Origin of the sequence: Paenibacillus sp. SAFN-054, assembly GCF_051966755.1 — a bacterium.
Lineage (GTDB): Bacteria > Bacillota > Bacilli > Paenibacillales > Paenibacillaceae > Paenibacillus_AQ.
In genome coordinates, this window is sequence record NZ_JBQCKS010000001.1 from 2122180 (window position 1) to 2142017 (window position 19838).

17 protein-coding genes are annotated in these 19838 nt (G+C 53.4%); 4 read left to right on the plus strand and 13 right to left on the minus strand.

The annotated features are described in order from the left end of the window. Nucleotides 1-23: 23 nt before the first annotated feature. From ACTHPM_RS09675 to ACTHPM_RS09685, 3 genes are all read right to left on the minus strand, one after another. On the minus strand, nt 24-1898 hold the full coding sequence (locus tag ACTHPM_RS09675; protein ID WP_440394959.1) for a bifunctional homocysteine S-methyltransferase/methylenetetrahydrofolate reductase: 1875 nt from the start codon (nt 1896-1898) through the stop codon (nt 24-26). Nucleotides 1899-2083: 185 nt separating this feature from the next. Beyond that, a complete protein-coding gene (gene dapF, locus ACTHPM_RS09680) occupies nt 2084-2920 on the minus strand; it encodes a diaminopimelate epimerase (protein WP_440394960.1) in 837 nt (278 codons plus the stop codon). Nucleotides 2921-2997: 77 nt separating this feature from the next. Next, entirely contained in the window at nt 2998-5793 is a 2796-nt protein-coding gene (locus ACTHPM_RS09685; protein WP_440394961.1) for a calcium-translocating P-type ATPase, SERCA-type, read from the minus strand. Between the two features lie 224 nt (nt 5794-6017). Here ACTHPM_RS09685 and ACTHPM_RS09690 point away from each other — a divergent pair, with 224 nt between their 5' ends. After that, complete coding sequence (locus tag ACTHPM_RS09690; protein ID WP_440394962.1) at nt 6018-7775, plus strand: Rqc2 family fibronectin-binding protein; 1758 nt, start codon at nt 6018-6020, stop codon at nt 7773-7775. 89 nt (nt 7776-7864) lie between these two features. On the opposite strand, the gene ACTHPM_RS09695 is transcribed toward ACTHPM_RS09690, so the two are convergent. The 7 genes from ACTHPM_RS09695 to ACTHPM_RS09725 form a co-directional block, all read right to left on the minus strand. Beyond that, nucleotides 7865-8725, minus strand: coding sequence for a PHP domain-containing protein (locus ACTHPM_RS09695; RefSeq protein WP_440394963.1), 861 nt, complete (start codon nt 8723-8725; stop codon nt 7865-7867). A 222-nt stretch (nt 8726-8947) separates the two neighbouring features. Next, a complete protein-coding gene (locus tag ACTHPM_RS09700) occupies nt 8948-9385 on the minus strand; it encodes a hypothetical protein (RefSeq protein WP_440394964.1) in 438 nt (145 codons plus the stop codon). Between the two features lie 363 nt (nt 9386-9748). Next, nucleotides 9749-10012, minus strand: coding sequence for a YlbG family protein (locus ACTHPM_RS09705; protein WP_440394965.1), 264 nt, complete (start codon nt 10010-10012; stop codon nt 9749-9751). Nucleotides 10013-10052: 40 nt separating this feature from the next. Then, a complete protein-coding gene (locus tag ACTHPM_RS09710) occupies nt 10053-10493 on the minus strand; it encodes a YlbF family regulator (protein ID WP_440394966.1) in 441 nt (146 codons plus the stop codon). Between the two features lie 114 nt (nt 10494-10607). Then, nucleotides 10608-12485, minus strand: coding sequence for a helicase-associated domain-containing protein (locus ACTHPM_RS09715; RefSeq protein WP_440394967.1), 1878 nt, complete (start codon nt 12483-12485; stop codon nt 10608-10610). Beyond that, nucleotides 12482-14161, minus strand: coding sequence for a DNA repair helicase XPB (locus tag ACTHPM_RS09720; protein WP_440394968.1), 1680 nt, complete (start codon nt 14159-14161; stop codon nt 12482-12484). The genes ACTHPM_RS09715 and ACTHPM_RS09720 overlap by 4 nt, the downstream gene beginning before the upstream one ends. A 245-nt stretch (nt 14162-14406) precedes the next feature. After that, entirely contained in the window at nt 14407-15582 is a 1176-nt protein-coding gene (locus tag ACTHPM_RS09725) for a M20 family metallopeptidase (protein ID WP_440394969.1), read from the minus strand. A gap of 200 nt (nt 15583-15782) precedes the next feature. Between ACTHPM_RS09725 and ACTHPM_RS09730 the strand changes: the two genes are divergently transcribed. Both ACTHPM_RS09730 and ftsW read left to right on the plus strand, forming a co-directional pair. Then, entirely contained in the window at nt 15783-16130 is a 348-nt protein-coding gene (locus ACTHPM_RS09730; RefSeq protein WP_440394970.1) for a YugN family protein, read from the plus strand. A gap of 11 nt (nt 16131-16141) precedes the next feature. Next, entirely contained in the window at nt 16142-17371 is a 1230-nt protein-coding gene (gene ftsW / locus ACTHPM_RS09735) for a putative lipid II flippase FtsW (protein ID WP_440394971.1), read from the plus strand. A gap of 55 nt (nt 17372-17426) precedes the next feature. Here ftsW and ACTHPM_RS09740 read toward each other — a convergent pair whose 3' ends face one another. Next, nucleotides 17427-17813 carry an Asp23/Gls24 family envelope stress response protein gene (locus ACTHPM_RS09740; protein WP_440394972.1) on the minus strand — a complete coding sequence of 129 codons (387 nt, stop codon included), beginning with the start codon at nt 17811-17813 and terminating at the stop codon, nt 17427-17429. A gap of 150 nt (nt 17814-17963) precedes the next feature. Here ACTHPM_RS09740 and cax point away from each other — a divergent pair, with 150 nt between their 5' ends. Beyond that, a complete protein-coding gene (gene cax / locus ACTHPM_RS09745; RefSeq protein ID WP_440394973.1) occupies nt 17964-19034 on the plus strand; it encodes a calcium/proton exchanger in 1071 nt (356 codons plus the stop codon). Nucleotides 19035-19140: 106 nt separating this feature from the next. Here the strand turns inward: cax and ACTHPM_RS09750 are convergent, their stop codons facing one another. Next, nucleotides 19141-19431: a YlaN family protein gene (locus ACTHPM_RS09750; protein WP_440394974.1), complete on the minus strand. Its 291-nt coding sequence runs from the start codon at nt 19429-19431 to the stop codon at nt 19141-19143. Nucleotides 19432-19563: 132 nt separating this feature from the next. Continuing rightward, nucleotides 19564-19809, minus strand: a complete 246-nt coding sequence (locus tag ACTHPM_RS09755) for an HPr family phosphocarrier protein (RefSeq protein WP_440394975.1) — start codon at nt 19807-19809, stop codon at nt 19564-19566. Between the last annotated feature and the right edge of the window lie 29 nt (nt 19810-19838).

Here is a 19838-nt window from a genome sequence, read left to right on the forward strand (position 1 = left end):
TACACTATTGTAATTGATTACGATCAACGAAACAAGGGGGACAATTCGCGGCCTGATCTGGTCCATACATGCTCGATGAGCTGCGCGCTCATTTCATAAAGCATAAACGGTGTCATCAGATAAATACCGTTAAAATGATTCATGGCGACATCCAAAAGCTCCTTCGCAATCTGAACCCCCATGGCCCGGCCTTCTTCCCCTTCAAGCCCAGCCATCCGGCCGCGCACTTCGTCCGACAGCTGAATGCCCGGAACCTCATTATGCAAATATTCCGCGTTTCTTCCGCTGGCTAGCGGCATGATTCCCATAAAAATAGGAATTTCAAGATGGCTCGTCGCCTCGCTGACAGCGCGGATCAGCTCCGGATCGTACACAGGCTGGGTCATGATATAGTCCGCGCCGGCAGCGATTTTGCGCTCCAGACGGGCTACTGCTTTATGAAGATGTTTGCCGTGCGGGTTAAAGGCCGCACCGACCACGAATTTCGCCTTCTGTTTGAGCGGTTTGCCCGAAAAGGCAATCCCTTCATTCAACTGCTTGATCATACGTATAATTTCAAAAGAGGTCAGATCGTATACCGAGCTGGAACCCGGAAGATCCCCGAACCGTGCAGGATCTCCGGTTACGGCCAGCACATGGTCTATGCCAAGCGCGTCAAAGCCCATCATATGCGACTGCGTTCCGATCAGGTTGCGGTCGCGGCAGGCTATATGCACCAGCGGTCTTAGTCCCGTCTGCGCCTGCACCAAGTGTCCGAGCGCCATATTGCTCATACGGGTCACCGCAAGCGAATTATCGGCAAGCGTGAGTGCGTCGGCACCGGCCTGCTTCAGTCTTTCGGCACCCATCATAAATTTGGCGATATCAAGGTCGCGCGGAGGATCCAGCTCGACAATGACGGTGTGACGCTGCTTTACCAGGTCAACGAGATTAGGCTCGCGCTGCTCCTTGCTTTGTTCCTGGGCAAGATGCTCATGGATAACATGCGTTTCCGCCGTATCCGGAATCGGTTCATACACAAAGGGCTGCGGGGCATAATCCGCAAGAGCCTCGGCAATGGCCCCGATGTGCGCCGGCGTGGTGCCGCAGCAGCCGCCGATAATGCGGGCTCCGAGATCTGCGAATTTCACGGCCATTTGCCCGAAATATTCCGGGCCGGCCCCGTACTGATACTCTCCGTCCACATAATCGGCTACGCCGGCATTCGGATAAACCGACATCGGTGCCGGAACATGGCCGTTCAGCGTCTTCATGGCGCTCATGATCCCGTTCGGGCCGGTGCGGCAGTTGAAGCCGATGACATCGGCCCCCTCCTGCGTCATGATCCGGAAAGCCTCGGGCATGGTGTATCCGTCGAGCGTTCTGGCTACGTCCTCTACGGCGAATTGGCAGATGACCGGCGCCTGCGTCAAGCGGCGCGTAATGGACAATGCCAGTACCAGCTCCTCTACATCGTAGAAGGTTTCGAGAAGGATGCCGTCCACGCCTTCAGTTAAGAGTGCCTGAAGCTGCTGCTCAAAGTGCTTTTTCAGCTCTCCCGTTGACACGTTGGTCCGTTTGCCCCCGCGGATCGAGCCTACGGCCCCGACCACGTAGCCGTGTTGGCCAGCCGCCTCGCGGGCTATGCGCACGCCTGCCCGGTTGATCTCGCTAACCTTGGTTTCGAGACCATACTTGGACAGCTTGTCGAAGTTGGCCGAGAAGGTATTGGTCTCCAGCACCTGAGCACCTGCTTCCACATAGCGCCGGTGAACGTCCCGGATGACCTCCGGAGAGACCAGATTCAACTCTTCGTACGAAATGCCTACAGGAAAACCCATTTGATATAAGAAAGTGCCCATCGCCCCATCACCGACAAGCACTCGAGAATCCAATGCCTTGCGCAAATCCGGTTTCATAACCATTCCCCCAACCTGACCGTAGTTTCATACTAATGTATCACAAAAAGATATTTATTCCCACAAGTTAGGACGGAATTAACCCAATTTTAAAAATCCTCCGTCACATCAGAAAATAAGGCTTGCCGAACCCTGCCCGCAGGCGGATCGGCAAGCCTTTTTTGCAACCGACTTCAAGCTGTCGATTATTCGCTGATGTTCCCAGTGTACACGAATGACGCCGGGCCCGTCATATATACCCGGTTGTCCTGTTCATTCCATTCGATGAAGAGGCTGCCGCCCTTCAAACGCACCTCGGCTTCGCGTTCGGTCATGCCGTTAAGCACCGAGGATACCACCGTTGCGCAGGCTCCTGTACCGCAAGCCAGCGTCGGCCCGGCTCCCCGCTCCCATACGCGCATGTCCACCGTTTGGCGGTCCAGCACCGTGGCGAACTCCACGTTCACCTTTTTCGGAAACAGCGGATGGACCTCCAGCTTCGGCCCCCAGGTATTCAGATCGAAATTTACCGCATCCTCCACATAAATGACGCAATGCGGATTGCCCATGGACACCGCGGTGAACCGGAATGAAGCATCGTCCTGCTCGATCGGCATATCAACGACCCGGGAAGCGTCGATCGTCGTAGGAATCCGCAGGCCTTCCAGCACGGGCTCGCCCATGTCCACGGTAACCGTGGAGGCCTGCCCGTTATCCGCATGAATGGATACCTTCTGTACGCCGGCCCCGAGCGTTTCGATCGAAATCTCTTCGCTCCGTACGTAGCCGTGATCGTACACGTATTTGGCCACGCACCGGATCGCGTTTCCGCACTGCTCCGCCTCGCTGCCGTCCGAATTGATAATTCTCATCCGGTAATCGGCATGTTCAGACGGGAGGATGTATACCAATCCGTCCGCTCCGATTCCGAAATAGCGGTCGCACCATTTTACTGCAAGCTCTGCCGCATTATCGGGAAGAGCCTGCTCGCCGTATATAATGATAAAGTCATTTCCAAGACCATGCATTTTCGTAAATTCCATGTTTGCTGCCACTCCTTAACTTCGGCTTGTTTACTGACAACAAGCATAGCTCAAGGAATGGGGAAAACGAATTAACTTTATGCCGAAATTTTTGTACTTTTCGCCACGAAGCGCCCGCCGTTTCTGCGCTTTTGGCGTCTGCCGCCCCACACGCTGCCGGCACCCATCAGGAAAGTCGGTATGCCTGCGGCCACGATGCTGATCGCCCATTCGCGGAATCCGAGCGGAACCGTTTTGAAAATCGGCTGCAGCGCTTCAATGTACATTACGCCAAGCATGAGCACGACCGAGGACAATACGGCGAGCACCAGATATTTGTTTTGCAGCGGATTGCGGTGAAATATGGAGCGCGAACTTCTGCAGTCGAACACGTGAATGAGCTGTGCCAGCACCAGCGTGGCAAAAGCAACCGACTGCGCTTTGGCGATCTGGGCTGCGCTGCCCGGGTCAGTTCTCAGCGTCAGCCAAAATGCTCCAAGCGTGCATAGTCCGATCAAAAAGCCGCGGCTGACGATTTTCCAGCCAAGCCGGCGGGCGAAAATGTTCTCCCTTGCTCCCCGCGGCTTATGTTCCATCAAGTCCTTCTCCGGCTGATCTACGCCGAGCGCCATCGCCGGCAAGCCGTCGGTAACCAGATTCACCCACAGAATCTGTATCGGAAGCAGAGGAAGAGGCAGTGCGAGCATCATGGCGAAGAACATCGTTAAAATTTCGCCTACGTTCGATGCAAGGAGGTAACGGATAAATTTGCGGATATTTTCATAGATGCTTCTTCCTTCTTCAATCGCCGCCACGATGGTTGAGAAATTGTCGTCGCTGAGCACCAGCGAAGAGGCCTCTTTCGTGACGTCCGTGCCCGTGATGCCCATGGCGATTCCGATATCGGCCGCTTTGATGGCAGGGGCATCGTTGACGCCGTCTCCCGTCATGGCGACCACATGGCCTTTGCGCTGCAGTGATTTCACGATGCGCAGCTTATGCTCCGGGGACACGCGGGAGTACACGTATACATTATCCACTTTAGCGTCCAGCTCATCATCCGTAATCCGGTTTAAATCCTGACCGGACATGGCCAGTCCACCGCGCGGCATAATGCCCAGCTGTTGGGCGATCGCCTCTGCGGTCGTCCCGTGGTCGCCCGTGATCATAACCGTTTTGATTCCGGCACGGCGGCAAGTGCCGATCGCATCCCGCACCTCGCGCCGCGGCGGATCGATCATGCCGGCCAAGCCGACGAAAACAAGCTGGGTCTCCGCTTCGCTCTCATCCTTCAGCGAATCATGGGTGCGGACGTCCCGGTATGCCGTTCCCAGCACACGCAGCGCCTCTGAAGCCATCTGCTCATTGGCTGCCAGCACCTTCTGCTTCAGCGTGGCCGTAAACGGAACGACGTTGCCTTCCCATAATATGTAGGCGCACTGATTCAGAAGCACATCCGGAGCACCTTTCGTACAGAGCAGCCTGCCGCCTTGATGGCTGACCACAACTGACATCAGCTTGCGCTCGGAATCAAAAGGGAATTCCTGCTCTCGCTTGTATAATCCGGACAAGGAATCGGATGTCATGCCCATCTTCGAGGAAAGCGTCATGAGCGCGCCCTCGGTCGGATCCCCTTTAAGGCCCCATACCCGTTCTGCGATTTCTTCTTTTCCTTTGCGCTTGCCTTTCGGTTCGGCCGGCTGCATTTCAAAGATTTCGGCATTATTGCACAGCGCCCCGATCTGGAGCAGGCGGCGCAGTCCCTGATCGTTGCGGATATCGATGGACTTGCCCTGCTCAAGAATTTGACCGGTCGGTGCATAGCCGTCCCCGGTGACCTCCAGGGCGCGTCCGCCGATCCAAAGCTGGGTAACCGTCATTTTGTTCTGGGTCAGAGTGCCTGTCTTGTCAGAACAAATGACTGATGCGCATCCGAGCGTTTCCACGGAAGGCAGCTTGCGGACGATGGCCTTCCGCTTGATCATGCGCTGCACGCCGAGTGCCAGCGCGACCGTCACGATGGCCGGCAGACCTTCCGGAATGGCCGCCACGGCCAGGCTGACGCCAGCCAGGAACATGCCTACCGCAGGCTGTCCATGCAAAATCCCCGCTACGACAACCATGACGGTCAGGCCGAGGGCGAGAATAATCAGCAGCTTTCCGAGCTGCTCGAGGCGATGCTGAAGCGGCGTTTGCTGGGTTTCCGTATTTTGAATCAGATCTGCAATCTTGCCCATTTCGGTGCTCATGCCGGTTCGGATGACCATGCCTTTCGCGGTGCCCCGCGTCATCATCGTTCCCATGAAGCCGAGGTTCTTCTGATCACCGAGCGGCACTTCCGCTTCCTCAATCGCTTGGCTATGTTTGCCTACCGGTACCGATTCTCCCGTCAACGCGGATTCCTCGATGTAACAGCTGCTCGTTTCCAGCCAGCGCACGTCGGCCGGGACGCGGTCCCCGCTTTCCATAAAGATGATATCTCCCGGAACGAGCATTTTGGCCGGAACGGATATGGTTTTGCCGCCCCTCAGCACTTTGGCCGATGGGGCAGATAGCTGCTTTAGGGCGCGAAGCGAACGCTCCGCCCGGAATTCCTGAACGAACCCCAGCACGCCGTTCAGCAGAATGATTGCAATAATGGTAACGGCGTCCAGATATTCGCCCAGCAGGCCGGAAACCAGTGTGGCTCCCATCAGCACCAGAACCATAAAATCCTTGAACTGGTTCAAAAAAAGCGCGAATAGAGAAATCTTTTTGCCTTCCGAGAGTTCGTTGCTTCCATGCTGTTTTCTTCGTTCGTCCGCCTGTTCTTCCGTCAACCCGTGCTGCGGCTGCACGGACAGAACCTGCTGCAGATCCTCCGCATTCATCTGGTGCCATGCTTTTTGTTCCATGCTTCCCTTTCCCTCCCGCTCTTTGTGCTGCTGCCCAAAGCTGCCTAGACAGCTTTTCCACCTGTTCTAACGTAAATGTATTCGGACAGGACCCGAAATATCACAGAAGGTGCCTCTTAAGTTTTTGGGCAAACTATGGCATCATAGAGAAGACTCGTTTTTAATCATGGGCATCAACACTTGGATGAACGAAATTTTGTTATAAAAGATGGGAGATATATACAATGGCATTGGACGGAATCGTAACCAGGGCAATCGTGCATGAGCTTGAAGCCTGCCGGGGAGCCCGAATCAGTAAAATATACCAACCGAACGATCATGACATCCTGTTTCACATCCGCACGCGCGAAGGCAACGTCAAGCTGCTGCTGTCGGCCAATCCGACTTATCCGCGCGTTCATTTTACGGACCGGACCTTCGTGAATCCGCAAGAGGCACCGATGTTCTGCATGCTGATGCGCAAGCACTGTGAAGGCGGGATTATCGAAGAAATCAGTCAAGTCGGCATGGAACGGATCATTCATCTGACCATTCGCCAGCGCGACGAGCTTGGGGATGTCTCCACCAAGAAGTTGATCATCGAATTGATGGGCCGCCACAGCAACATTATTTTGACCGACTTCTCGAGCGGGAGCATTCTGGACGGAATCCATCATGTCACCCCTAGCATCAGCAGCTACCGGATCGTGATGCCCGGCTTCGGTTACACCGAGCCGCCGCAGCAGCACAAGCTGAATCCGCTGGGGACAGACCGCAAGGAATTCATCGTCAAGTCTTCCGGCATCGAAGAACCCGTTTCGTGGATCGTCGATACCTTCAGCGGATTGAGTCCGCTGATCGCACAGGAGATCGTTCATCGTTCAGGAACGCCGAACAAATACGATGTGCATGCAACCGAGGAAGAATCGTACCAACGCAGCGCCTCGTTATGGGATGCATTCGTTTCGGTGATGGAGCCTGTCCGGAACCAGGAATACAAACCGGTTACCGGGGCGAATGCCAAAGGCAAAATGGTATTTTCGGCGGTGGACCTGACCCTTTTGCAGGAGGATATCAAGCACTACGAATCGATGAGCGCCTGCATGGAGGATTATTACGGTGAAAAGGCCGAACGCGATACGATCAAGCAAAAGGTCAGCGATCTCCTGCGTTTTCTGCAAAACGAACGCTCCAAAAACATCAAGAAGCTGGACCATCTGCATGAGGATTTGGCGGAGGCCGACGACGCGGACCAGTATCGTATCTACGGGGAGCTGCTGTTCGCTTCGCTACATACCTTGCAGAAAGGCGACAAAACGGCGGTTCTCGTCAATTTTTACGATGAAGATCAGAAGGAAGTCACCATTCCGCTCGATCCGCTGCTCACACCATCGGACAATGCGCAGCGCTACTTCAAGAAATATAATAAGTACAAAAACAGCCTGATCGTCATCGAAGAGCAGCTTGCGAAAACGAAGGAGGAAATCCGGTATATGGATGAGCTGCTGCAGCAGCTGTCCTACGCATCGATGAGCGATGTCGACGAAATCCGCGAGGAGCTGATCCAGCAAGGATACCTTCGGGACCGCAGCAAAAAGGTCAAGAAAAAGAAGAAGAGCGACCGCCCGACGCTGCATGTATTCACATCCTCGGAAGGCATCGAAATATACGTCGGCAAGAACAATTTGCAGAATGAATACTTGACCAACCGTCTTGCAAGCTCGAATGATACGTGGCTGCATACCAAAGATATCCCGGGCTCCCATGTCGTCATACGCAGCACGGAATTCGGCGATCAAACGCTCGAGGAAGCAGCCCTGCTCGCGGCATTTTACAGTCAGGCCAAAGAATCGAGCAGCGTCCCTGTCGACTACACCCTGATCCGCCATGTACACAAGCCAAGCGGAGCCAAGCCGGGGTTCGTGATCTACGATCATCAGAAAACGCTGGTCATCACGCCGGATAATGAACGGATCAAGGGGCTCGCTAGCACGTTGAAATAACATGAGCTTATAAAAAAGCTGCACGCTGCTGTCCATGTCGGGCAGCTAGGTGCAGCTTTTTCGCGCTTTGTATTCAAATGGATACTCTTTTAGGGATTCTTCACTCCACGACGCAGCTGACCGAGCACCGAAGCGGGAACCGAGCGGCTGCCCATATCGCCGTGAAACACCACGCCCTGCCTTGCCCCGTGATAGTCCGATCCTCCGGTAGCGATCAGACCGAATTCATCCGCCATCGCCTGATAGCGGTGCTCTTCCGCTTCGCCGTGATCCGAGTGGAACACCTCGATTCCTGCAGGCTTTGCCTTCAAAACGATCTCCCGAACGAGCTCGTCATCACCGTATATCCCCGGATGGGCCAATACCGGCGTACCGCCAGCCTCACGGATCCATAAGCAAGCCTCCTCAGGGGAGATTCGCGGCACCGACACATAGGCTGGCGCATGCTCCCCGAGGTAACGATCGAAAGCGTCTCTCATATGGCTTGCATACCCTTTGCTTACAAGAACATCGGCCATGTGGGGCCTTCCGATGCTCTCATCCGGCCGGAGCTCCCTGCCGAGTCCGGCTATCACTTCCTCCATGGTGATGCTGATGCCGAGTTTCTGCAGTTTCGCGATGATTTTTTCATTGCGACCGTCCCTGGTGCCGCGCAGATCCGCCAATCGTTTCAGAAGCTTCTGATCCGAACAATTCATGTAGTATCCCAGCACGTGTATGTCTTTGCCGCCCGCCCGTGTGCTGATTTCTACGCCGGGCACGACGGTCACGCCGCAGCGCTCTCCTTCCGCCATTGCTTCCGCGACCCCCGATACCGTGTCATGGTCCGTAATCGCCACCGCCGACAGACCCTTCTTGAGAGCAAGCCTTACATTGTCCGCAGGGCTCTGCATTCCGTCGGAAGCCTGGGTATGGGTATGCAGGTCGCATTGTCCTTCCGTTTGGCACATGTCATTTTCCCCTCCCGATTTGTACATGCTTGTCATGTCATTGTAACGAATTCGAAGCTTGCATACAAAAAAACCGCATGGCATCCGTTATTCGAATGCCATGCGGCGGATAGAATGAAGCTATACGAAATGAATTAACGTTTATGCTGGATTCTACTACATGCCCCCCGGAAAATCAGGCGAAGTGCTTCCCATTCATTCATCTCATACCGTATGTACGATTTATCTGCGTTTGCGCGTGTTTTTGATCAAGGTCATTCTTCGGGAATGGCGGAGCCAGGAGTAATACGACTTTAGATCTCTTAGCTCAATGGTCTCGGACATGCGGCCCAGGTAAGTAACGATAATCATTTTATGAAGAGGATTGCCGCTGATGTCCCGCTCCCCCTCGATTTCCGTGAACTCCGCAACAACGACCATGTCCTCGTCGATCAGATAGACGTCCTGTTCGTTGCGATAATAGGGAAGCATCCGGCCTTGCTTGAGACACTCCCACATCCATGCTGCGATATCGTCGGCAGGAACATCCCCGCTTTGGATGCGGTCATTATATCTGGACTTCGCGTGATTGGTTATGACAATGTCTGCGACTCTCTTATCACCCAGAACAACGTAGAATGGTTCATAAGTGCTCCATCTTTCCATTCCTTTGTCGCGCATGGAACATCACTCTCCACTACATAGGACTTTTTATCTAAGTATATTTACCTATTATATTACAACATCACCACATGTTACACAAGCGAAATGTCTTCAAACTAATAGATTGAGCATGTGCCTGACTTCAGGACTTCCAAGCATCGGGACTAATAGATTATATGCACCTTCCCTATCAATCTTTCCTATTCATATACAAAATATTAGAATAAGCTCTTAGCCCTTTTTAATATCTCCCCCAAACCCTTTTACCAGCAAGATCTTTTCAGGCAAAAAAAAAGCAGCCCTTAGGGCTGCTTCCTTGGATTATGCTAAGTTCGTTCGGGTGGGAGACCATAATGGCTGCGAAAGGAACGGTTCGCTTGGCTACATGCCAAAATAACTTGTCTTATCAGGGATATCCTTTGTATATTCCGTTTTGATCTCGTTGCGATAAGAGCGCTCAATTTTTCGCACATAGGAAAGTCTGCGAATATTTTTGGCAACCTCTTCTGCACGATCGGCATTGACGTACATCACCACATAATGCATACGTCTCGAAATATAGTGAACAGTCCCGTATTTTTCAAGATTTCTGGCCGCCTTCACGTCCGTTACCCAAATAATGTAACCTGTCCGTTCTGCAAACATCTTTTCCCACCTCACTTTATGTTTCCTGTCTCTTGGTCAATCAACCACCGCAGCCGCATTTGCCTCCGCCGCCGCAGCCCCGTTTCGGATTCGGGTCGTTGCTCGGCACCTTGATGGTATCCGATACGGAAAATGCGATCATTTCGGACATCTGGTGCAGCATCTCGTCCAGGTTAAGCTCCGCTTGTTTAAAGCGGGCCACCTCTTCAAACTGTGCCAGCTGATCCTCCACTGCCTTCACTTCATCCTTGGCGCTGTGGTAATTCGGATGGAAATGCCCGAACCGCTGGGTTTCCTCGAAAAGCTCTTTCTTCTTGGCAAGCAGGCGAACCAGTTCCTGTACTCCAGGATTGCTGTCCACGCGCTGCTTCCAATATAAATAATCAGACACCTCGACGGACTGATTGATCATATCGCCTAATTCATAGGCGTTCATCAGTACGGCAGCCATGTCCATCGTCTGCGCTTCAGATACGCTCATGAAATTCATCCCAATTCTTATAAAAGTTCCACTCCTCGGGAGTGGACCCTTCTATCATATCATAACCCGAGTTCCTTAAGAAGAGGGATTTCGGTACTTCATTGTCAATCCGTATTAATCAAAAGAAGGAAGAAGCAGCTTGAGCTCCCTCAGATCCTCGGCTCCCAGTTCAAGCCGCTCGAACCTTCCGTTTTCCAGATCATGCAAAATACCTGCAGCTCGCCAGGGACTCGGACTGATGGATACCGGGGCAAACTCCGCACTTCTTCCTTCATGCCGCAGAAGAACCTTGGTCTTCCAGCATTGAGCCTGCTCGACAATATGCTGCGCCGTAGAGCTGTGATACAAGCGGTAATCCTGCAGCCACCTCCCGGGAACTTGTTCCAAACCGGGGAAAAGGGACGAAGGCTCCGGGATGTCGTCGTCGGGTTCGAAGAAATGCACGTTTCTCCCGCTGTATACGATTCCCTGCTGCTCATAGAATCGTTCCTGAAGCATGCATTCAGCCTCCGTTCTGCTCAGCCTGCCGCTAAGGTGAAGCAGCGGATATCTTAGCTCGCCCTGCTGCCGGCTTCCGCCGACGGTTTTACGCGGCGTCAGTCCCATCCCTTCAAGCAGTTTGCGCAGTTTCGCGGTATCGGATGCCTGCACGATAAAGTGCGTAGGGCCGATCCGATTCGCTTCGCCGCTCAAATGCCGGTGGGCAGCAATCGCATCCCCCTCCGCTTCGCTCATGCAGGTCAGCAAGGTCACCTCTTCAAAACGGGTTCGGCCGATTTCCCGGCCCCATTGTTCAAGCGCTGCGGCCACATGGGCAGGGACCTCGCCGATGGCGCTCACCCTCAAGAGGCTTAAAATTTCCTCAGTGCTCATCCCATTCTCGGCGGCTCTCTCTGCACTCGACTTGGTCAGCCTGTACACGGAGACGCGGTCACAATGAATCAGGTCCGTACATACAAGCAGTTCCCAGCGCCGGATAAACGGCACGCCCGGTGGACACAGGATGTCAAAGTCCGGCTGGACGTACAGCCCTTCCTGCTCTTCGCCCAGCGCTGCCGACGATTCGTATAGCAGACTGCCTGCGTCAATACTCCATCGGAAACCAAGCTTTCCGCCATGATGCTCGGCCACGTCACCCCAGCCGAATCCGGCAAGCGCATATAGCCAGGCGGCAGCTTCAGCCTGGCTGGCTCCTGCACTCGCAATCCCCTCAGCATCCATCCACTGCAAGAGGCCTGAAATATCGAACCACTTTCCTTCCTGAAACGCCGGCATTCCGGCCAAATAGCGAAAGAGCTGCATGCCGGGATCTCCTTGAGCGTAGCGCTCGCAGACGGTCCGCAGCAGCGTGCGGTTCATTTCCTGCTCCGTCAGACTCAGCCACTGAAGCAGTCGTCCTTCATGGACTACAAGAGAGCTCGGGGTCTTGGTGAGAAGCCCCATGCAAAGCAGCAGATCCAGAATGACTGCGGCCGCCGGGCTGTATATCTCCTGATGGGCATACTGAAGGGCCAAGGGCTTGACATGCTCTTCTTTCAGAGAGATGAGTTCCTGCAGCCTTTGCAAATTTCTTTTGTGGACGGTCCCCTTCGCCGTCAAGGGAAGTCCTTGTTCCGCAGCGCAGGCTAGCGTGTGCAGCAGATCCAGCGCAAGTCCAGGTCCTGCCTCGCAGCGAATATGGAGCTCGGACGGATTCAGGGATACGCTCTCCGGCTTAAAAAAAGCGGGCAGCGCCAGAAGCAGCTTTGGCACCGGAATATAATAAAGCTTTTCCCCCCAGGATTTTTTCACGGCATGGATCCATCCCGATCTTCTTAACATTACGAAAGACAGCTTTTGTTCCGCCCCACTGCGGTTTACGTCCCGACTTGCCGCCTGTTCCCAGGATTGTTCGTTAAACGGCTGGCCGCCGAAGCGGCAAACCAGCAATCTCAGCAGCTCGGCTTCCTCCTTCGCCAGCCTCTTCAGCTGCTCCGGGATATGGTTATTCATGTGCCGGATCGCACCTCCTTGGCGGAATGAACCGTGTATTCGTATCCTTGTTCGATCAAGAACATTTGACGGCGGACGGCAAACTCCTCTTCCTTGCTGTTTTCGGTTACGAGCGTATAAAAGTATGCCCGGTTATCCCCTGCTTTCGGACGCAGCAGCCTTCCCAGCCGCTGGGCTTCCTCCTGCCTGGATCCGAAGCTGCCCGATATTTCGATCGCCACTGAGGCGTCCGGCAGGTCCACGGCAAAATTAGCTACCTTGGATACGACAAGCACCGGCGTCTCCCCTCTTTTAAAGGAAGCGTATAGCTCCCCCCGCTGCTGTTGAGGCATTTTCCCGCTGATCAAAGGCGCTCCGACCGCTTCCGAAATCAGCCGAAGCTGGTCCAGGTACTGGCCGATGATGAGAATTCCCGCAGACCTATGCTTGTCAAGCAGCTCGCTTACGATGCTCGTTTTGGAGGGATTTTCCGCAGCGAGCCGGAATTTCTCCCTGCTTTGCGCATAGAGGTACTTCTCGCGTAATGACGGTTCCATCGGTATGCGAATTTCACTGCACTCCACCCGGGCGATCCAGCCTTCGGCTTCAAGCTCCTTCCACGGCATTTCATAACGCTTCGGACCGATCAAGGAGAACACGTCCTGCTCGCACCCGTCCTCGCGGACCAGGGTGGCCGTCAGACCCAGCCTGCGCGTTGCCTGGATGTCGGCCGTAGCCCTGAAGACCGGTGCGGGAAGCAGATGCACCTCGTCGTAGATAATCAGTCCCCAATTCCGTTCGTTAAAAAGCCTCATATGCTCGAAATCATCGTCTTTGGAGCGGCGGTGGGTCAGAATCTGATAGGTCGCGACCGTAACGGGTTTTACTTCCTTTTTCTGCCCTGTATACTGACCGACATCCGAGGCATCCAGCGTTGTTTTGCTCGTAAGCTCCTGAATCCACTGCTCCACAGACGTGGTGTTTGATGTGAGGATGAGGCATTCGCACTGCTGGCGTTCCAATGCCGCGATGCCGATCACGGTTTTACCCGCGCCGCAGGGGAGGACCAGCACACCGCTGCCTCCGCTGCCCGCCACGCCTTCAAAGGCTTCCACTGCTTTCTCCTGATAGCTCCGCAAGGAAAATCCCCTTCCTTCGCAGCCCTCATGAAAGCGCAGCTTAAGGGCCTGTCCCTCATGATAGCCCGCCAAGTCCAGCACGGGATATCCGTACTGCATAAGCTCCTGTTTGAGCCTTCCCCTTGAGGCTGCATCCACCCGGACTTCCACGGGCGATACGCGTAACAGTTCCATGGAAGCAAGCGTCGGCACGCTGAGCACCTCATCGAGAAACGGGCGGTCCGAGGCGCCGAGCAGCAGCGTATTTCCGTTTTCCTTTCTCAGCTTCAGCCTGCCGTATCTCGACACGAGCTCCTCGATTTCCTGCAGCAGTCCTGCAGGAAGGCCCCACCTGGCTACACTGACAAGATCCTGCTCGATCTCCACTGGTGTATAACCCAGGGCGGCAGCGTTCCACAAAGACAAGGGCGTAATGCGGTAGGTATGAAATGCTGTCGGGCTTTTTACCAGCTCCGCGAACCGTGCGAGCTTCTCTCGCGCAGCTTCGAACCCCGGATGTCCGCATTCCAGCAGTACCGTGCGGTCTCGCTGCACAATGCAGGCCTTTTGATCGTTCATGGCTTATGGCTCCTTCTTCTTACCTATAAGAAAAACGCCGATCGACGGGGTCTCATGGCAGACAGACCACGTTCAGATGTTGTTTTTCTTGTGAATGGAAGTTTGTTTGGACTCGGATCTACCTTTTATCTCTAAAAAAAGTTCATTCCCTGATCCAGGAAATGAACTTTTCATATCTTTATATTTTCCCATTGTTCACCATATCATTCCTGGTCAGACGCAAGGGGTTCTATTCAAACAGAAGGCTACTCCCAGCCCTGGTAAGACTGTGTCATCGTCACCAGAAGCTTGGCCGCGTTCAGCATGGCTGACTCATCGAAATCAAACCGCGGATGATGATGCGGATAAATGGCATCGATCTCCGGATTACCGGCGCCGACGAACATAAAGCAGCCCGGTACTTCCTGCAGATAATAAGAGAAATCCTCGGCAGGCATGATTTTCTCGCAGCGGATCACCTGATCCGCTCCGAATACGGCCGGCGCTTCCCGGAAGAATCGTCCGGTCTCCTCCTCGTCATTCACAAGCGGAGGATATCCCATCAGATAATCGATTTGAACCTCCGCACCGTATGTCTGCGCCGTCCATCGGCTGATATCTTCGATTCGGCCGCGGATCAGCTCCCTTGTCTCCTCATCGAAGGTCCGGACGGTCCCTGTGATCCGGCAGGATTCGGCAATGACGTTCTGGGCGCTGCCGCCCTGAATCGTTCCGACCGTCACGACCGCTGGGCGCAGCGGATCCACCGTCCGGCTGACGATGCTCTGCAGCTGCATCACGAGTGCTGCTCCCGCCACGACGCTGTCCACGGTCACATGCGGCATGCCCCCATGGCCGCCTTTCCCCTGAATATCTATGAAAAACTCGTCCGCAGCCGCCATCAGAGGTCCAGGAGCACTGGCCGCCGTACCCGCAGCGAAAGGCGTCCATAAATGTACGCCATAGATCACATCCGCTCCGCGCAGAACACCGGCTTCGATCATCCCCTTGGCTCCTCCGGGACAGACTTCCTCCGCAGGCTGGAAGATGAATCGGATTTCGCCCTCCACATCCTGCCGGCGCTGACTAAAGTATGTAGCTACGGCAAGCAGTGTCGAGGTATGGCCATCATGCCCGCAAGCATGCATCACTCCCTTCACCTCGGAAGCGTACTCGCAAGTTTTCTCGTCCTGGATCGGCAGGGCATCCATATCGGCGCGAAGAGCCACCGTTTTGCCCGGCTTGCCGCCCTTTAACACCGCCAGAATGCCATGTCCTCCGCCCACTCGGGTGGTGACCTCAAGCCCTAATTCCTTCAGCTTTCCCGCTACGAACTGCGACGTTTTCTCTTCATGGTACGAAAGCTCGGGATGGCGATGAAGATAACGTCTCCATTCCACCATTTGCGGCTGCAGCGCATTCAACAATGCCTCTTCTCTCATGTACACACGTCCTCTCGCCCAAAGAATGTCCTATCGCATTGTTTTTCCACCACCTGGCAACAATGCCTTTGTTCTATTGTAGCAGAAACGGGCCAAATGGGGTATGTCCCCTTGCTGCGTCAAGGCTTGCACAAGTGCTTGAAACATAATATCATGAGTAAAGAACTTTACAGGCATTTAAATAAGGAGGATTTTATAGGATGATTTTTGAAAATACAGGACTTGTCGGACTAAAAAGCGACTTGGCATTTATGGATGAAGTTGCCGAAAAAACAGGGTTTGTACGTTGGCAGTGGGAATACTTCCGCGCTACATACGAATATAAAATCGAAGACACGGACACCCATTCCGAGTACTTCGTGCGCATGAATACGCGCGCGATCGAGGGCAAGCTCGAGAAGCCGGATACCGTGCTTGAAATCGAAGCCGTTTACATGGGAAAAGCGACCTTCCCGCACGGACTGGAATACGAATCGCCGGTTCCTTCCAAAATCCTTAACATCGCCAATAAAAAGATTCAGCAATTTAAAGCTGCTCTGGAAGCGTAAGCAGGTCCCCTATGAATCAGGAGAAACCCCAACCGAGGAAGAAAGGGACGCCGGATTTCCAACTGCTCATCCTTACTTTTCTGTTGGTCGGTTTTGGGCTGGTGATGGTGTTCAGTGCCAGTTCAAGCCTCACCATTTCCAGCAGTAAATTCAATAACGACCCGCTTTATTTTACGAAGAAACAATTCGTTTGGGCCGTGCTCGGCACGTTTGTGATGTTTGTCGCGATGAATATCCACTACACCAAGTATAAAAAGCTGTTTGTCCCTATGTTTTTCATTACCGTCATGCTGCTTATACTCGTTCCCTTCACCGAAGGCATTAACGGGGCGCGAAGCTGGCTGCAGCTGTTCGGACTTGGCATCCAGCCGACGGAGCTGGCCAAAATTACGATCATTCTCTATCTCTCCGCTCTGATCGTGAAGAAAGGGGAGCGTTTCAGAGATCTCCGGACAGGCTATATCCCTGTCATGGTAATCGTCGGATTCGTAGCGGGATTGATCATGATGCAGCCGGACCTGGGCTCAACCCTGATCCTGGTGGCGACCAGCGCCATCATTATCTACGCAGGAGGAGCCAGCCTGAAGCACATGCTCGCCTCGGCGGGACTGTTGATCCTGGGACTCAGCCTTGTGCTTGGCGCCAACTATTTGATCAAGTCGATTACGCACAGCGGTGAGCCGCAAACGCAATCAAGCAATTACAAAATGGGAAGAATCACCGCCTGGATCGATCCCTACAAGGACGAAAAGGGCGACGGCTATAACCTGATCCAGTCCTTGACCGCCATCGGAAACGGGCAGGTAACAGGAACCGGCTTCGGCAAAAGCATCCAAAAGCTGAATTACATCAAGAACCCGTACAACGACTTTATTTTCCCGGTCATGGCGGAGGAGTTCGGCTTCATCGGTACAAGCCTTTTCCTGCTGGTATATATGTATTTCATCTGGCGAGGAATCATTATCGCCTTGAGGTGCAGCGATCCTTTCGGCACACTCGTCGGCATCGGCATCATGGGACTGTTCGCGATCCAAGCCTTCGTTAATATCGGCGGCGTGTCGCAGACGATTCCGCTCACAGGGGTCACCCTGCCATTCATCAGTTATGGCGGTACTTCCCTGCTCATCATGATGTTCTCGATGGGAATCATGCTCAGCATCTCAAGACAAGCCAATCAGCCTGCCCCGCAGGAGGTTGTCAAATCCGTAAATATAAAAAGAGACTACCGGAGATCCGTGTAGTCTCTTTTTTTGCTGTGTACCGACATCTTGCGATGTATTCTCATGCTTATGTGTGTTATTTCGTTCGCGCCGGAAGATCTTCGATTTCATCATCCTTGAACGCCACGCCTTCGACTTTCACGTTGACTTCGACCACGCGAAGTCCCGTCATGCTCTCCACCGCTTCCCGCACATTGGACTGCAGCATGCGGCACACTTCATGGATCGGCGTTTCATAAAGCACGATGATCCGCAGGTCGATGGCAGCCTCTAGCTGACCTACTTCCACGGTGACACCCTTCTGCACGTTTTTTCCGCTCAGGCGTTTGGCCCATCCTTCGGATAATCCGCCGGACATTGCAGCAATGCCGGGGGTTTCCAGAGCCGCCAAACCGGCGATTTTCGATACGACATCATCCGATATCCGAATCATTCCGTTTTCCAGTTGAAGCTGTTCAGTCATGCCCCTTCCTCCTTCACCTCATTATCCGTTATTGTAAATCCTAGAGGGGCCAAAAAGCAAATATTGGACCCAACATTTGTTTACAACCCTATACGTTTTGGGTATATTGAGAAAGAATATTTATCCTACATAACTCCGAGGTGTCGTAAATTGAAAAAATGGTTGAGCCCTTTTTTGCTGATCGCTTTTTTTGTTCTTAGTGCCATTGCGCATTACGCCGGATGGGATCCCATGGTCCAGTTTATTCTGGCGGCCATCTCGGTCATCTTTGTGGCTGGGTTTCTGGGCAAAGCAACCGAGAACGTAGCCCATTATGCGGGCCAGCGTCTAGGTGGGTTCCTGAACGCCACCTTCGGTAACGCAGCCGAGCTGATTATCGCCATTTTCCTCGTTAAAGAGGGTCTGTTCGATATGGTAAAAGCCAGCTTGACCGGTTCCATTATCGGTAACCTCCTGCTGGTGCTCGGTTTGAGCATCTTTGCGGGCGGCGCCAAATTCAAGGTACAAAGCTTTAACGTTTCCCTGGCCGGCATGAACGGATCGCTGATGATCGTTGCAGTCATTGCTTTGTTCGTGCCCGCGGTATTCCTGAACACCCACTCCATCACGACAGGGGATACCAGAACGCTCAGCCTGATCGTGGCAGGCATATTGATCGTGGCTTACATCGCCTGGCTGATTTTCTCCATGATCACCCATAAAAACTATCTTGCCGATGTCACGGAGGATTCCGATGAGGAGCTGCCGCATGAGCACGAACCGGAATGGTCCAAGGGCAAAGCTATTTTGTACCTGGTTATCGCCACCGTGATGGTCGCATTCGTCAGTGAGTGGCTGGTCGGTACGCTGGAAACGTTCACTCATCGCTTCGGCCTCAGCGAGCTGTTCGTCGGTGCGTTCCTCGTGGCCATTATCGGTAATGCTGCCGAACACAGCGCAGCTATCATGCTCGCCATGAAGAACAAAATCGGAGCGGCCGTTGAAATCGCCGTCGGCAGCAGCCTGCAGATCGCCCTGTTCGTAGCTCCGGTGCTCGTGTTTGCCAGTTATTTCTTCGGCAATACGATGAATCTCGTCTTTACGACCATCGAGCTCCTGGCCATCGGCGTTGCCGTCTTTATCGCAAAGTCCATTATTCAGGACGGCAAAACAAACTGGTATGAGGGACTTTTGCTGCTGGTCGTCTATCTGATTCTCGGCGTATCCTTTTTCATGGTATAACCGGAATAACCAGAAACCCTACTCATAGGTCACCACACAAAAAAAGCATGGACTCCTTCAGTGGAGTTCATGCTTTTACCATGTAAACCTGCAAATATCAGGCTTATTATGCTTCCTTGTTATTCAAAGCCTCGTAAAGAATGGCCAGATTACGCTCCAGCTGGCTGACAAGCTGCTTGCCGGTATGCTCAGGCAGAAGGCCCGCTCTTACGGCAAAATCCACTTCTCTTGAAAAACCGTACATCTGGGTGTCCAGCACTTCCTCATAGAGAGGGCAATAGCGGGTTGCCAGATTCTCCATTTGTACTTCGATCAGCTTCTGTATTTTATCTGCATCTTCTTGCAGAAGACTTACTGCTTTCATGTTCAACTGTTCCTGCAGTTCAGAAGAAGTCATGCATCTTCCCCCCTATGTCCAAAAGTCACACCCTTGTTCTCTTCTCTAATATTAGACGAAATCACAGCCCAATACAAGAACCCGCAAAAAAAAGCGCCCTGCCGGATACCGGCAAGGCGCTTCCCCTGATTCTTAGTCTTCCACAAGCTCGACTTTGAGGCCGTGTTTCGCAAACACTTCCTGCATTGCCGCTTTAGCCTCATCTGCATCCGGTCCATGAACATGAAGCTCATAGCCTTTATTGCTAACAAGGGTTGTAAACAATCCCAGAATACTTTTGACATCAATGTACTTGTTGTCAGCTTGAAGCACGATTGAAGATGTAAATTTGCCCGCTGTTTGAGCGATTTCCACGACAGCTGCGTTATTACTGGACATAGTAGATCCCTCCGTAGCTTTGATATCAG